This window comes from Streptomyces sp. LX-29, assembly GCF_029541745.1.
Lineage (GTDB): Bacteria > Actinomycetota > Actinomycetes > Streptomycetales > Streptomycetaceae > Streptomyces.
The window spans coordinates 7,528,605-7,542,790 of record NZ_CP089746.1 but is presented as its reverse complement, the minus strand read 5'-3'; the positions used below and the strand labels follow the sequence as shown (position 1 = coordinate 7,542,790).

Genomic DNA, 14,186 nt, shown 5'->3' with positions numbered 1-14,186 from the left:
GGAAGCGGGTGGCCGGTCCGGACGGTCGCCGGTCGCGGCCGGGGGCCTAGCGGCGGGGCTGTCGGACGCTCTCGCCGGCGGTGTCGCCGAGCCCGTAGGACACGGCGGTGTCGCCGGGCCCGTAGGGCACCGGCTCGCGCACCCCCGAGGGCAGCACCGGCTCGGGCGCGGGCTTCTGCACCCGGGCGGCCGTGACCGGCGCGGACTCCGCGGCGGGCGTGGCGCCGCCGGGCAGTGTGAAGACCACTGCGCTCTGGAGCCCGGCGGGCCCGGCCCAGCCGGAGCGCCGTCCGGCGTAGGGGCTGCCGAAGGGGACGCCGCCCTGGGTCTGGGCCAGCTCGGTGCCGGGCGGCAGGGTCGCGGGGACGTGCGATCCGTCGGTGGTGACGGTGACCGTGTCGCCGATCCGGTAGCCGCTGACGCGGCCCGCGTCGACGGCGGCGTCCCAGGCGGCGCGGCGCCGCAGCTCGCTGCCGATGTCCTTCATCCGCAGGTTGACCAGCGGGGTGTTGTCCGCGTGGAGGCCGGCGTAGTCGGCGAGGACCTTCTCCAGGACGGGGTAGGCGATGCGGTCCTCGGCGAGGTTGGACTGGTGGATGAAGTGCGGGCGGGGGTCGTTGGCGATCACATGGCTGAGCGCGATCCGGGACTCCAGCGGCACGATGTAGGAGGCGTAGCCGGTCGCGGTGTCCAGCGGTTCCGGCAGGCAGGTGGTGTTGGCGGTGGTCTCGCACAGCCCGCTGCCGCCGTCGGCCTTCCTGGTGTAGATCCAGTTGTACTCGTCGACCTGCTCGGCGGTGCGGCCCGCGTTGTAGAAGATGTTCATCGGGAAGCGGGGCACGGTCCGCGCCGGGCCGAGGGTGCGCTGCTCCCGCTCGCGCGAGTTGTCGCTGGCGAGCGAGGTCACCCCGGTGAGGGTGAGCGCCGGGGACAGGTTGGGGTTGTCCTCCGGCTGCTGCGGGAGGGTCCTCAGGCCCGAGTGCTCACCGGTGACGAGCTCGCCGCGGTCCACCGCGATGTTGTTCCGGCCGGCCCAGGCCAGGTTGTCGTCGATCTGCGAGGCGATCTCGCCCAGGCCCACCCAGCGGGTGCCGCCGAGCGGGTCCTCGGCGCAGCGCCAGGGGACGACGCCGGTGTCCTGGACGCACCCCAGGAAGGGGTGGTTGTAGGTGTGGTTGATCCAGCGGAAGGCGCTCTGGTCGGTGATGAGCCGCTGTGCGAGCGGGTCGGTCCCGTCGTGCTCCTCCTTGTACGACTCGCTGCCGCCGGCGTTGTAGGCGAGGTCCAGGGGGAGGTCGTGCGACCGGGACCACTGCTCGGCGTGTTCCGCGTCGGCGGCGGTCATCCGGATCGGGTCGTTCTCCACGCCGCTTCCGGCGCTGCCGCAGTCGATGTCGCCGGGGGTGCAGTTGAGCTCGGTGTCCCAGCGGTCGTCGGAGCCGAGGACGTCGTCGACGTGGACCGCGAGGTAGTTGCGGTCGGCGCCCAGGTGGATGCCCTGGGTGGCCCACTCGACGATGCCGCGGGCGAGCAGCCGGTACTGGCTCTGGTGCTGGTTGTAGACGAAGGTGACGACCAGTTCGCTGCGTCCGTCGTGGGTGTACTCGCCGATCAGCGAGCCCCGCGCGGAGGTGCCGTCGATCGGCGCGTCGACATAGCTGGTGTAGCCGGCGCCGGGTGCCTGCTGGTCCAGCGGCACCGCCAGGTAGCCGTAGCTCTCGGTCACCGAGGCGGAGTTGTCCTCGAAGGGTATCCGGCCGTCGAGGTAGCCGAAGGGGCCGCTCGCGCCGGCCGCGGTCACCTGCGCGGTGCGCCCGTCCAGGGATCCCATGTAGCCGGGGTTCTGGGCGTAGTTGAGCCCGACGGCGGGGCGGGCGTAGGTGTACGCGTCCACCTGCCGGATGCCGAACCGCTTCTCGTAGGAGGCCAGGGCCGCCATCTCGGCGGAACCGTCGCCGAACGGGTTGTCGTCGGGCAGCACCACGGCCTGGTACCTGGCCCGCGGCCGTCCGTCGACGGAGTCGCTGAGGAACGCCTCGTCGATCTTCGGCCGCCCGGCCGCCGCGAGGTCGACCGTGGTGTACGGCGTACCGGATCCCTCGAGTTCGGCGATGATCGCCTGGGTGGCGGGGCCGCCGTCGGTGACGACGAGCACCCGCAGATCGATTCTGGGCGTCGGTTCGGCGGCGTTCGCGCCGGTCGCCGGTACGCCGATGGTGAGCAGGGCCGCCGCCGCGCATGCGGCGGCCAGCCGGGTCGCACGACCCATTGGTGTCTCCCCCCACACCGACGGCTGCCCGCGGGCAGCCGTCGACCGGTTTGTCTTCGCGTGCGCGGGCAGGCCGGCAGCCGGCTACGGCGCACGCCAGATGAGTGAATCCCCGAGAACGGCTTCCGCGACGGCCGGGGCTCCCCTCCCCGGCTGCACACTCCCCTGCCCTGTGCCCGACACGGACATGGATGTCCGCGGTGTGGGCGCGCGACCGAAGCCGAAGCCGCACGCCATATAGTGCGCCATGCCTCAACCGATCGAAGGGCACTGTGGCGAGATTCCGGTCAACGGGCTCACGGCGGTGACTGGAATTCGCCGTTCCCGAAACGGAGGCTCACCGACCGTCATCGGCAGGCGCGGGAAACCGTGCGGGTTGGACATCCGGGGCTGACCTGTCACGTCAATGGTCTATACCGGTGGCAATGGCCATGGATTACCCCGGAGTACGACAACCCGTTCCACTTGATTGGATCTTCATTAAATCGGCCGAATGCAAGCCGTCCGAATTGTTAAAGGTGAGACGGAATGCGACTCTCCGCCTCTCCCGGCCATGGCCACGACCGGTCCTGAAGATCCGTCAGTCGACTCCGGAGGGGCGCGTCGACACCCGAGGGGCCATCGGCACCCGGAGGGCCGGCGACACCCGGGGGTGGCCGACACCCGGGAGGTCAGTCGATCCCGGGGAGGATGTGCGGCTCCGCGAGGTCTTCCTCGTAACCGGCGAGTCGGATGGGCGCGGACCGCGCCCACACCTCCAGATTGCCGAGTTGACGCTCCCTCGCGGGGCGCTCCTCGCTCTCGGCCGACGAATCGTTCCGCTTCTTCTTCTCGGCTGTCACCTTGGGCTCCTTTGTGTCGGACGCGGTGACTGTCCGACGGCAAACATCAGGTTAACGACGCACTCCTGTCAGCGCGCGTCGATTTTCGGTGGAGCCCGCGCCGTCCCACGCCCACCGGCGCGACGATCAGCAGGCCAGGGGGTGCGTGAGCGGCCCGCGCGTGCTGAGCTTGTGCCGAGAGGGGTGACGGCCGTGCGGGTGACAGGTGTCGAAGCGGGCAAGGGGACTCGGGTACTGGTCGCGCTGGCGGCCGCGCTGCTGCTGGCGTTGGCGGGCTGCCAGGCCGAGGACGAGGGGGTGCCGCAGGGGCGTTCGCCGTTCACCGGGCTCCCGGCGGAGCCGCGCCCGGTGCTCGCCGTGAAGATCGACAACGCCGCGCCCGCACGCCCGCAGACCGGGCTGGACCGGGCCGACATCGTCTATGTGGAACAGGTCGAGGCCGGGCTGAGCCGGATGCTCGCGATCTTCTCCGCCGAGCTGCCGCCCGCCGTGGGCCCGGTGCGCAGCGCCCGCGAGACCGACCTGGACCTGCTGCGTCAGTTCGGCACCCCGGCGCTCGCGTACTCCGGGGTGCAGCGCAAGCTCCAGCCCGCCATCGACGCCGCACCGTTGTACCCGTTGCCGCCGGGGCGCGCGCCCGAGGCGTACTACCGCGGGCGGGACCGCGCCGCCCCATACAACCTCTACGTCCGTCCGGCCGCCGCTCTGCGCGCCGCGCCGCAGGCCAGCGAGGCCGCGGACATCGGTTTCCGCTTCGGGCCCGCGCCGAAGGGCGGCGGCCGGGCCGAGCCCGAGCACACCGTGCGGTACCCCTCGGCGCGCTTCGGCTTCACCTGGTCGGCGGAGCGGCGGCGCTGGCTGGTTTCTTTCGACGGCACGGCGGCCACCACCACGGACGGCCACCGGCTCGGCGCCGCGACGGTGGTCGTGCAGTACGTCCGGGTGCACCCCTCCCGCTACCACGACCGGCTGGGCAGCGTGTCCCCGCTGACCGAGACCACCGGGGCGGGCCGGGCGTTGGTGCTGCGCGACGGCAGGTCGTACGAGGCGGTCTGGGAGCGGCGCACCGCGCGGGACGGCACCGAGTTCCTCGACCCCGACGGCAAGCGCCTGGCCTTCGCCACCGGTCCGGTGTGGGTCGTGTACGCGGACGCCGACGACCAGCCGCGCGCCTGAGCCCGCGAGGACTCAGGCCGCGGCAGCGGCGAGGACGACCTCGGTGACCACGTCCGGGCGGGAGACCATCACGGCGTGGCCCGCGCCGTCGGCCGTGGTCACGATGGCGCCCATCCGCGCGGCCAGCCACCGCTGGAGCTCCGGGTGGACGATCTGGTCCGCTCCCGCCACCACGTAGTAGGTGGGGTGCTCGCGCCAGGCCGGCGGCCCGGAGCGGTAGTCGAACCGCCCGGCGTCGGCGGGGCCCTGCGCCGCGGCCAGCACGCGGGCGCGCACCGACTCCACGTCCGGGCAGAAGAAGCGGGGGAACTCCTGTCGTGGCAGCCTGAAGCGGCCGCCCTCGTCGACGGTGAACCGCTCGGCCGACGGCAGCTTCGGCGCCCGCTCGGTGAGCCGCGCCACGCTCTCCCCCTCGTCGGGCGCGAACGCCGCCACATAGACCAGGGCGCTGACGTGAGGCATGTGGTGCGCGGCCTGGGTGATGGCGACTCCGCCGAAGGAGTGACCGACGAGGACCACCGCCTCCTCCACCGCTTCCAGTTCCGCGCGGACCCGCGCGACGTCGTCGTCGATGGAGGACAGCGGCTGCTGCACCGCGACGACGGAGTGCCCCGCGTCCTGAAGGGGCGGGATCACCTCGCTCCAGCAGGAGCCGTCGGCGAGGGCGCCGTGCACGAGCAGGATGGTTGCCACGAGGTACGCCTCCGATGCGACGGATTCCGGCCTGCGAGGGACCATACGAGCCGCAGCCGGACCCGCGCGTCGAACACGCCGGCGCGGGCGCCGTGCGCTCCGCCAACGGGAGGCACCGCGTCCGGCACGGGCGGCACCGCGTCGCCCCGCGGACCCCTCCAGCGCGATTCGCGCCACGTTCAGCCGATCACCGAGGGGATTCGGACAAAGAGCCCGGCAAACGGCGTGGAATTCCTCCGGGGCGGAGCGGGGAGAGCGGGCCCCGTCGAATGGGCGGACGTTCCCACGAAATGCTTGCGACACCGCCCCGAGGTGAAGCCGATACCGGTCGCCCCCGCATCTCGGGTTTGGCCCGCACGGCCGGTGGACAGGGGCGTTCCGCAGGCGGAAGCCGCGTCTTGCAGGGCCCCGCGGGCCTCGGTATATCATGCAGCCAGCCCAACCTCAGTAGATCTGAAATAGCGTCAAAATCTGAGTAGCCCTTTGGCGTTGAGGACACCTCGGCCGTTTCGGCACTCGGCACAGGGCGGGCCGGATACGCCGGGGCGTCGGTCGACACACCATTCACCCCCCGCTATGGCACGGCACGACCCCGTAGATTCGCGCGTCGTCACCGCCGCTTCGATCCACCCTCAGCGAGGCCACGGCGCCATGTGGCGAAACCGTCGCGGAGGGTCCGGGAAGGACCAGGAGAGTGCGTTCCGTTGACTGGTAAGACCTCACAGAGCGGGGCCTGGCTCCGTCGATTCCGGCCGGCTCCCGACGCCACCGTGCGGGTCGTCTGTCTGCCGCATGCCGGCGGCTCCGCGAGCGCGTTCTTCCCCCTGTCGCGGCATCTCCCGCCCAGCGTGGACCTGCTGGCGGTGCAGTACCCCGGCCGGCAGGAACGCCACCAGGAGAAGGCCCTCACGGACCTCGGGGCACTGGCCGACGAGGTCGCCGCGGCACTGACCCCGATGACCGATCTGCCGCTGCTCCTCTTCGGCCACAGCATGGGCGCGGTCGTGGGTTTCGAAACCGCCGCCCGGCTGGAGAGCGGGGGCGCCAACCCGCCGCTGGGAATCATCGTCTCCGGTCGCCGCTCACCGACCATCCACCGGCACGAGACCGTGCATCTCCTCGACGACGCCGGGCTCCTCAAGGAAATCCAGGCGCTGAGCGGAACCCAGGCGCGGATTCTCGACGATCCGGACATGGTGCGAATGATCGTGAAGCCGCTGCGCGCCGACTACACCGCCATCGAGACGTATTCCCACTCCTCCGGAGTGCGGCTGCGCTGCCCGGTCAGCGCATTCGTCGGCGACTGTGATCCGCGGGTCACTCCCGCCGAGGCCGAAGCCTGGCGGGGGCTCACCAGCGGGCCGTTCTGGCTGCGCACCTTCAGCGGCGGCCACTTCTATCTGAACGGGGCCGAGCGGGAAGTCGCCGCCGCCATGGTCGAGGACCTCCGCACGCTCTCCGAAGGCGCCTTCGAGGTGGCCGGATAAGGGCTGGACGGACTCGGCCCCCTGACGTCCGATAAGAGACCGTTCCCGCAGACGTACTACGTCAGTAGTACGCCGAAGTGCGTGCTTGAGGACGACGACGCGGCGCGACCGAGGAGTCATTGTTAGGGGTATGGGACGACGACCACAGCGGGACCCGAGATGACCGCCCTCGCGCTGTCCGTGGTCCTGGCGCTGGTCTCGGCGGTGTGCTACGCCGCCGGGGCCATACTCCAGGAGCACGTCGCGGCCACATCCCCGCAGCAGCCGTACGCGCCGGTGCGACGCGGCAGTTGGTGGGCGGCGGTGGCACTGAACGGCGTGGGGGGCGTCCTGCACGTGCTCGCCCTGGCCTACGGACCGCTGAGCGTGGTCCAGCCGCTGGGCGCGCTCACCATTGTCTTCGCCCTGCCGATGGCGGCGCTGTTCGTGCGGCGCAAGGTCAGCGCCACCGGCTGGCGCGGGGCGGTGCTGGCCACCGCGGGCCTGGCGGGGCTGCTCTCGCTGACCGGTCCGGCGCCGGCCGAGGCGCTGGCCGACGCCGAGCGCGTCGCCGTGACGGTGGCGACCGTCGCCCTCATCGCGGTGCTCGCCGGCGGTGCGCGATGGGTGCGCCGGCCCGGCGTCCGCAGCGTGCTGCTGGCCGCCGCGGCGGGGACGGCGTTCGGGATCTCCTCGGTCTTCACCAAGAACGTGGCGGTGGCCTGGGCGTGGGACGCCTGGGCCGAGGCGCTGCCCAGCCTGGGGATGATCGGGTTGCTGGCCTCCGCCGGTGTCTTCCTCTCGCAGTCCGCCTACCGGGGCGCGGGCCTGGCGGCCCCGTTGGCGACCGCCACGGTGGTCAACCCCGTGGTGGCGACCGGCGTGGGCGTGGCCGCCCTCGGCGAACACTTCCGTCTGGGCCTCGCCGGCACCCTGCTGGCCCTGGGCACGGCGGCGATCGCCACCGCCGGGCTGGCCCTGCTCACCACGGAGGGCCCGGCCCAGCCGGCCGAGGCCGCCGGCGTCGAAGCCATGGGGAGCGCGGGGAGCACGGGGAGCACGGACGCCTCCGGACCGGCCGCGGGTCCCGTCGGGCCGACCACCAGCCCCGTCGAGCCGACCACCGATCCCGTCGGACCCGCGGCTCGCATCGGGTCCGACGCCCGCAGCGGGTCCGTCGCCGCGCCGGCCGGGTCGACGCCCCCGGTCACCCCCGCGGAGGTCGCTCCGGGGCGGGTCGCGGCCGTGCCCGCCCCGCGTGCGCGCCCCGTGGAGGAGAGCGCCGAGGAGCCGGGGCAGCGGTCGGGCGAGCTGCCCCCGCCGATCCTGTCGGCCGCGCCGACCGCGTCGGCGGTGCCTCCGGTGTCCTCGGCCGTCCCCCAGGTCGCTCAGGTCGCTCAGGTCGCGGACGCGCTGCGGCTGGTCGGTCGGATCGGCGCCCTCGGGCGGAACGACCGGGAGGAGGACTCCGACCGCGCGTCGCGCGTGCTTCAGGAGCGGTAGGGGCAGTTGAGGCCGCCGCGGGGGCGCGGAGGGCGGGGCCCGTCGGGCCCCGCCCTCCGATGTTCTCCCGGTGCGGTGGGAGCACCACTGGAAGAGGAGCACCGGCGCCCGGGGAGGGGCCCGGCGCTCCGGCCGTCATGCGCATCGGGAAGCGCCCCGCCCGCGTGCGGGGCGCGGACGACGTTCCTAAGCCATCAGGTGTGCCGGTGAGTGGGTGACCTTCTCGATGTCTCCCCCTGCCTTGTCGAGCAGCTGCCGGGAGAGGTCGTTCAGCGCCCTGGCGGCCGCGATCTCCTCGCCGACCCGCTGCTGGGCCGGGTCGTCGGGGTGCCGGTGGGCGATGCCATGCGCCTTCACCTCGGTCCCGTCGTGCAGGCGCACCCGCACGTCAGCCTCGGTCAACGTCGCGTCGACCTCATGGAACTCCATCTCGATGTTGCAACCGACGATCGTCTCCACGGCGACCACCTCCTCTTGCCTCTCAGGCTTCAAGAATGCGCGCTGAACCACTCCCACGCGAGATCAGCCACCTTCCGCAGGGCCCCCGGCTCCTCGAAGAGGTGGGTCGCGCCGGGCACCACGGTCAGCCGGTTCTCACACCGCAGCCGGCGCTGCGCCTGCCGGTTGAGATCGAGCACGGTCTCGTCGCGGCCGCCGACGATCAGCAGGGTCGGCGCCGTGACATCGGCGAGCCGCTCCCCGGCGAGGTCGGGGCGGCCGCCCCGGGAGACCACGGCGGCGATGTCGGCGCCCGGGGCGGCGGCCGCCTGGAGCGCGGCCGCCGCCCCCGTGCTCGCTCCGAAGTAGCAGACCGCCTGGGCCCCGCCGGTCTCCGCGCGGAGCCAACGGGTGACCTCGGCGAGGCGGCGCCCCAGCGTCTCGATGTCGAAGACGTTCGCCCGGTCGATCTCCTCCTCGGCGGTGAGCAGATCGAAGAGCAGGGTGCCGAGGCCCGCTTGGTTCAGCCGCTCCGCGACCGACCGGTTGCGCGGGCTGTGCCGACTGCTGCCGCTGCCGTGCGCGAAGACCACGATGGCCGGGGCGGGCCCGGCCGGGGCGCCCTCTCCCCCCTCGGGCCGGGCAGCGGTCTCCGCCCCGGGAAGCTCCAGATCGCCCGCCAGCTCGACGGTGCCGCCCTCCACCGGGATCCGTACCGGACCGGACGCGGGCGCCGGGTCGGCCCCGGGACCCGGATTCACGGCGGGGCCCGGGTTGTGCCCCGGGTTGGGCCCCGGGTTCGGGTTCGGGGGCGGGTTCGACTCCGCGGCCGGCTCCGGGTTCGGTTCCGCCTTCGTTTCCGTCTTCGTTTCCGGTTCCGGTTCCGGGGCGGCGGTGTCGCCCGAGGTGCCCGCGGCGCTCTCGCCGTATGCCGCCGCGGCGGCGTGCAGCAACTCCATGACCTCGCCGTCGGAGGTCTGCGAGAAGTCCCGGTACCACTCGCCGACCGCGAAGAAGTCGCTGGGCGTGGAGAGGCAGACGACCTCGTCCGCCTCGGCGCGCAGCGCGGCCGCCGCGTCCGGGGGCGCGACCGGGACGGCCAACACCACACGGGCCGCGCCCTGGGCGCGCGCGACCCGGCAGGCGGCCTCGGCCGTGGCGCCGGTGGCGATGCCGTCGTCGACCACGATCACCACCCGTCCGGACAGCGGGATCCGCTCTCGGCCGCCTCGGAACCGCTCGGCCTGGCGCCGGAGTTCGGCCTCCTCGGTGCGCTCGACCTCCGCGAGGTCCGCCTGGTCGACCCGGCTCATCCGGACGATGTCCTCGTGGACGACGCGCGCGCCGCCCTCACCGATGGCGCCGAATCCCAGCTCCCGGTGGTACGGGACGCCGAGCTTACGGACGATGATCACGTCCAGCGGGGCGTCGAGGGCGCGGGCCACCTCGAAGGCGACGGGCACCCCGCCCCGCGGCAGGCCGACGATGATCGGCCTCTCGCTGCGCAGCTCCTCCAGGCGCCCGGCAAGGCGCCGCCCGGCGTCCGTTCGGTCGTTGAACCACATGATGCGCCCCCAGCGCGGCGACGGCGGCGAGGCTCATGGCCCGCCACTTCCGAATCAAGCCGAAATGTTCGTTTTTGGCAAACGGGCAGGAGTGCGGGGCCCGGCAGGCCCCGCACCGACGGCGCGCCGTGAATCCCAGCGGTCGCCTCCGGGCGCCGGCGGCGACCAGGCCCGCCACCCCGACGCCGACCAGGGCCCCTACCCGGCGCCGGCCAGGCCCGCTACCCCGGTGTCACGGCCCCGGGGGTGCCCGGTCCCCGCATGGTGCGGCGGAACTCGCCGGGCGTCTGCCCGGCGCGGTGCTGGAAGAACTTCGAGAAGTTGGCCGGGTCGGGGAAGCCGATCTGCGCGGCGACCCGCGCCACCGCGAGGTCACTGTGCGCGAGCAGCCGCTTGGCCTCCAGCACCACCCGCCGGTCCAGGAACTCCTTGGCGCCGACCCCCGCCGCCGCGGTCGTGGCGCGGGAGAGGGTGCGCGCCGAGTATCCGAGCGCCCGTGCGTAGTCGGCGACCCGGTGGGTGTGTGCGAAGTCGCGCTCGACCGCGTCTCTGAAGTGCACGAACGCCTCCGGTGGCGCGGCCACGGCACTGCCCGCCGGGGCCGCCTGGTGCGCGATGCGGAGCACCAGCACGGAGAGCAGGTGCCGCAGCACCTCGGCGTGCACATCGGCCGGCAGCCCGCCACCGGAGTCGTACGCCTGGGCCAGGTGCCGCAGCGCCGCGAGGACCGCCGCGCGGTCCTCCCCCACCGGCTGCCACCAGGTGCCGGCGTACGGATCGTCCAGCCGGGCCGCCGCCCCGGTAGCCGGGGACAGGAAGCCGGGCTGGAACAGGACCAGCGTGCCCTCGATGGCGGCCAGGTCGCCGAACTGCTGCACCTGCCCGGGGCGCACCCACAGCACGCTGCCCTCACTCAGGGTGTAGCCGGAGAAGTCCACGGCGTGCGAGGCGGTGCCGGCGTCGATGGAGAACAGCAGATGGAAGCGCGGTCGCTGCGGCGCGTCGAACTCACCCTCCGGCGCCCGCTCGCGCAGGTCGCGCAGGGACATCACCTCGACGCCCGGCGGCGCCCCGACCGGGGCCCGATAGGCGACCTCGGGGATCGCGCTCCGCCGATCGTGTCGCTTTTTCACCATGCTCAGTCCTCAGGATACCTCGTTCACCTGGGCTTATGGACTTAGCTTTAAAGCAGATGACCGAAAGAGAAACAAGGAGAAGTTCATGGAGAAGGAGCGCGCCCGGCTGACGTACGCGTTCGACGCGTACTGCGGCTGGTGCTACGGCTTCGGCCCCGCGCTGCGTCGCTTCGCCGCCGACAACGCGGCGCGGGTCGACATCCGCGTCCTCAGCGGCGGGCTGTTCACCGGCGACCGGGCGGCTCCGCTGGCCGCGCACCCGTACATCCCGGCCGCCAACGAGCACATCGCGCAGCTGACCGGTGCCGTCTTCGGAGACGCCTACCAAGAGCTGCTCGCCGACGGCTCGGCCGTGATGGACTCCGCGGGTCCGGCGGTGGGTCTGGTGGCGCTGCGCCGCCAGGCGCCGGAGCGCCAGGTGGAGTTCGCGGGCGCCCTTCAGCAGGTGTTCTACCGCGACGGCCGCGACCTGTCGGAGCCGGAGACCTACCGGACGCTGGCCGGGCGGCTGGGCCTGGACCCGGACGCGGTGCTCGCCGCGCTGGCGGACCCGGCGGTGCGCGAGGAGGCCGTCCGGGACATGCGCGAGACCCGTCGGCTGGGCGTCGAGGCCTACCCGACGCTGCTGCTGCACACCCCCGCCGGCGGGGTGCGCCGCCTGGGCGGCCCGGTCGCCTCGTCGGACGACCTGACCGCGGCGTTGGAACAGCACCTGGCCGCCGGCACCGCCTGATCACCCCCCATGTCCACATCACCGCCCGTATCACCCCTCGCATCATCTGAAGGAGAACCCCCCATGGCGAAGATCGCCCTCTTCGGCGCCAACGGCACCATCGGACAGCGCGTCCTGGACGAGGCCCTGTCCCGCGGCCACCAGGTCACCGCGGTCGTCCGCGACCCGGCCAGGCTCACCCGCAGCCACGAGAACCTCGGCGTGACCACCGGCGACGTGCTCGACCCGCGGTCCGTGGCCGCGGCCGCCCAGGGCCACGACGTGGTCGTCAGCGCGGTCGGCGGTGGCGACGGCCCCGGCCACCTCAAGCTCATCGAGCCGGCCGCGCGTTCCCTGGTGGAGGGGCTGCGCACGCTCGGCGCGGACGCTCCGCGACTGATCGCGGTCGGCGGCGCGGGCAGCCTGGAGACGGCGCCCGGCGTGCGGGTCTGGGACGCGCCCGGACTGCCCGACTGGCTGCTCCAGATCATGCACGCGCACGGCGACGCGCTGGAGTTCCTGCGCGGCGTGACCGACGTGCGGTGGACCAGCCTGAGCCCCGCGGCGACCATCGCCCCGGGCGAGCGCACCGGCGCCTACCGCACCGGCACCGAGCAGTTGGTCACCGACGCCGACGGGGAGAGCGTCATCTCCGCCGAGGACTACGCGGTCGCGCTGGTCGACGAGATCGAGCGCCCGCAGCACATCGGGGAGCGTTTCACCGTCGCCCGGTAGGGTCGGTGGCATGAGGAAGCGGACTGTTGAGTGCCCCACCGTCGCGGCCGTCGACGTCATCAGCGGCAAGTGGAAGGTGCTCATACTCTGGGCGCTCTACCACCACCGGCCCCGCTTCGGTGAACTGCGTCGACTGGTCCCCGGCATCAGCGAGAAGGTGCTGGTCCAGCAGTTGCGGGAGCTGGAGGCGCTGGGCGTCGTGCACCGCGAGGTGTTCCACGAACTCCCGCTGCGGGTGGAGTACTCGCTGACTCCCAGCGGCATCGCGCTCAACGAGTCGCTGGAGCCGCTCAGCGACTGGTCCCGGCGGTATCTGACCGGGCCCGAGGAGCCGGTCGGCGAGGAGTCGGCGGTGGAGGCGGGTCCCGCGGCCCTGTCGGAACCGGGGGTGGCCCGCTCCGCGTGAACCCGGAGCGGGCCGCCGGCCGCGATGCGGCGGCGCCGGATGCCGCCGGGGCCTGAAATACACTGTTGAGGTGAGTGAGACCCCTTTGCCTTCCTGCCCCGAGTGCGCCGGCGCGTACACGTACGAGATGGGCGCGCTCCTGGTCTGCCCCGAGTGCGGACACGAATGGACGCCTGCCTCCGCTGAGGCGGAGACCTCGTCCGAGGAGCGGGTGATCAAGGACTCGGTCGGGAACGCACTCGCCGACGGCGACACCGTGACGGTCGTCAAGGGTCTGAAGGTCAAGGGCCACCCGACCGGAATCAAGGCGGGCACGAAGGTACGCAACATCCGCCTCGTCGACGGAGTCGACGGCCATGACATCGACTGCAAGATCGAGGGCTTCGGCCACATGCAGCTGAAGTCCAGCGTGGTCCGCAAGAGCTGACCGTTCTGGCGTGACCGATCCTCAGTTTGCGGGGCCGCCGGAAGCGACCTGACGGTTCCCGCGCGGTCCACGTCCGACACAGGGGGGCTCGTCGGTGGGGAATCAGTCCCGGCGGAAGCCGCGGGTGACCGGCCGACCGGCGCCCGCCGTGCTGCCCCCGGCGTTGCGCGCGTGGCTCGGGCTGACCGCGGCCCTCGCCACGCTGGTGGTCGTCGCGCTCGGGGTCCTGTACGCCGGACACAGCCAGCCCGGCAGGGTGGACAGGTGGATCATCCAGCCGACGGCGGACAGTGTGCGGCCGCCGTGGCGGCGTGTCGCTCTGGCCACGGACTTCTTGGGGGAGCCCGCCGGAGCGGCGGCGCTGGTCGTGGCCGCCGTGATGGGCTGCCTGCTGCTTCGGCGACCTCGCGCGGCGGTGCTCGTCGTCGCCGGTGCCGCCCTGGCCGTCGGGACGACGACGCTGCTCAAGCCCCTGGTGGGACGCACCATCCACGGCGACGACAACCTGTCCTACCCGAGCGGGCACACCGCCTTCGTCACCGCGCTCGCCCTCGCGGTGGCGCTGATCGCGACCGGCCGGCTCGGCCTCGGCAGGACGGCCGGCACGCTCCTCGTACTCGCCGCGGCGCTGGTCGCCGGCGGCGCCATGGGCTGGGCACAGGTCGCCCTGGGCGCGCACTATCCGACCGACGTCCTCGGCGGCTGGTGCACCGCGCTGGCGGTCGTGCCGGCGACCGCGTGGCTGGTCGACCTGACGGCCGACTGGTCGACCGACCGGATGGCCGATGTCGGTCGGCGGGAGCGCCGCTGACCGCCCC

Annotated in this window: 14 protein-coding genes; 8 read left to right on the top strand and 6 right to left on the bottom strand. The window is 73.1% G+C overall.

Translation table 11 applies throughout. The features are described 5' to 3' along the window. Positions 1–46: 46 nt before the first annotated feature. Together LRS74_RS31115 and LRS74_RS31110 are read right to left on the bottom strand one after the other, a co-directional pair. A complete protein-coding gene (locus LRS74_RS31115; protein WP_277744134.1) occupies positions 47–2,269 on the bottom strand; it encodes a hypothetical protein in 2,223 nt (740 codons plus the stop codon). Between the two features lie 671 nt (positions 2,270–2,940). After that, complete coding sequence (locus LRS74_RS31110) at positions 2,941–3,111, bottom strand: hypothetical protein (protein WP_186319256.1); 171 nt, start codon at positions 3,109–3,111, stop codon at positions 2,941–2,943. Between the two features lie 198 nt (positions 3,112–3,309). On the opposite strand from LRS74_RS31110, the gene LRS74_RS31105 reads away from it, so the two are divergent. After that, complete coding sequence (locus tag LRS74_RS31105) at positions 3,310–4,287, top strand: DUF3048 domain-containing protein (RefSeq protein WP_277745010.1); 978 nt, start codon at positions 3,310–3,312, stop codon at positions 4,285–4,287. 12 nt (positions 4,288–4,299) lie between these two features. Here LRS74_RS31105 and LRS74_RS31100 read toward each other — a convergent pair whose 3' ends face one another. Beyond that, on the bottom strand, positions 4,300–4,980 hold the full coding sequence (locus LRS74_RS31100; RefSeq protein ID WP_277744133.1) for an alpha/beta hydrolase: 681 nt from the start codon (positions 4,978–4,980) through the stop codon (positions 4,300–4,302). A 704-nt stretch (positions 4,981–5,684) separates the two neighbouring features. Here LRS74_RS31100 and LRS74_RS31095 point away from each other — a divergent pair. Together LRS74_RS31095 and LRS74_RS31090 are read left to right on the top strand one after the other, a co-directional pair. Next, positions 5,685–6,467 (top strand): alpha/beta fold hydrolase, encoded by a 783-nt coding sequence (locus LRS74_RS31095; protein ID WP_277744132.1) that lies wholly within the window; start codon positions 5,685–5,687, stop codon positions 6,465–6,467. Positions 6,468–6,626: 159 nt separating this feature from the next. Next, positions 6,627–7,949 (top strand): DMT family transporter, encoded by a 1,323-nt coding sequence (locus tag LRS74_RS31090; RefSeq protein WP_277744131.1) that lies wholly within the window; start codon positions 6,627–6,629, stop codon positions 7,947–7,949. Between the two features lie 186 nt (positions 7,950–8,135). Here the strand turns inward: LRS74_RS31090 and LRS74_RS31085 are convergent, their stop codons facing one another. The 3 genes from LRS74_RS31085 to LRS74_RS31075 form a co-directional block, all read right to left on the bottom strand. After that, entirely contained in the window at positions 8,136–8,408 is a 273-nt protein-coding gene (locus LRS74_RS31085) for a DUF1876 domain-containing protein (RefSeq protein WP_277744130.1), read from the bottom strand. 29 nt (positions 8,409–8,437) lie between these two features. Next, the gene (locus LRS74_RS31080; RefSeq protein WP_277744129.1) at positions 8,438–9,952 is read right to left on the bottom strand and encodes an alpha/beta family hydrolase; all 1,515 of its coding nucleotides are present in this window, start codon (positions 9,950–9,952) and stop codon (positions 8,438–8,440) included. 221 nt (positions 9,953–10,173) lie between these two features. Further along, positions 10,174–11,088 carry an AraC family transcriptional regulator gene (locus LRS74_RS31075; protein WP_277744128.1) on the bottom strand — a complete coding sequence of 305 codons (915 nt, stop codon included), beginning with the start codon at positions 11,086–11,088 and terminating at the stop codon, positions 10,174–10,176. A gap of 85 nt (positions 11,089–11,173) precedes the next feature. On the opposite strand from LRS74_RS31075, the gene LRS74_RS31070 reads away from it, so the two are divergent. From LRS74_RS31070 to LRS74_RS31050, 5 genes are all read left to right on the top strand, one after another. Beyond that, on the top strand, positions 11,174–11,821 hold the full coding sequence (locus LRS74_RS31070) for a DsbA family protein (RefSeq protein WP_277744127.1): 648 nt from the start codon (positions 11,174–11,176) through the stop codon (positions 11,819–11,821). A 63-nt stretch (positions 11,822–11,884) separates the two neighbouring features. Next, positions 11,885–12,535, top strand: a complete 651-nt coding sequence (locus LRS74_RS31065) for an NAD(P)H-binding protein (protein WP_277744126.1) — start codon at positions 11,885–11,887, stop codon at positions 12,533–12,535. 10 nt (positions 12,536–12,545) lie between these two features. Then, positions 12,546–12,941, top strand: a complete 396-nt coding sequence (locus tag LRS74_RS31060; protein ID WP_277744125.1) for a helix-turn-helix domain-containing protein — start codon at positions 12,546–12,548, stop codon at positions 12,939–12,941. A 70-nt stretch (positions 12,942–13,011) separates the two neighbouring features. Then, positions 13,012–13,368 carry a zinc ribbon domain-containing protein YjdM gene (locus tag LRS74_RS31055; RefSeq protein WP_277744124.1) on the top strand — a complete coding sequence of 119 codons (357 nt, stop codon included), beginning with the start codon at positions 13,012–13,014 and terminating at the stop codon, positions 13,366–13,368. 124 nt (positions 13,369–13,492) lie between these two features. Further along, on the top strand, positions 13,493–14,179 hold the full coding sequence (locus LRS74_RS31050; RefSeq protein WP_277744123.1) for a phosphatase PAP2 family protein: 687 nt from the start codon (positions 13,493–13,495) through the stop codon (positions 14,177–14,179). Positions 14,180–14,186 lie beyond the last annotated feature (7 nt).

Coding starts and splice junctions, on each gene's coding strand:
- LRS74_RS31115 (WP_277744134.1), bottom strand. CDS start 2,269: ATGGGTCGTGCGACCCGGCTGGCCGCCGCATGCGCGGCGGCGGCCCTG.
- LRS74_RS31075 (WP_277744128.1), bottom strand. CDS start 11,088: ATGGTGAAAAAGCGACACGATCGGCGGAGCGCGATCCCCGAGGTCGCC.
- LRS74_RS31060 (WP_277744125.1), top strand. CDS start 12,546: ATGAGGAAGCGGACTGTTGAGTGCCCCACCGTCGCGGCCGTCGACGTC.
- LRS74_RS31090 (WP_277744131.1), top strand. CDS start 6,627: ATGACCGCCCTCGCGCTGTCCGTGGTCCTGGCGCTGGTCTCGGCGGTG.
- LRS74_RS31070 (WP_277744127.1), top strand. CDS start 11,174: ATGGAGAAGGAGCGCGCCCGGCTGACGTACGCGTTCGACGCGTACTGC.
- LRS74_RS31065 (WP_277744126.1), top strand. CDS start 11,885: ATGGCGAAGATCGCCCTCTTCGGCGCCAACGGCACCATCGGACAGCGC.
- LRS74_RS31080 (WP_277744129.1), bottom strand. CDS start 9,952: ATGTGGTTCAACGACCGAACGGACGCCGGGCGGCGCCTTGCCGGGCGC.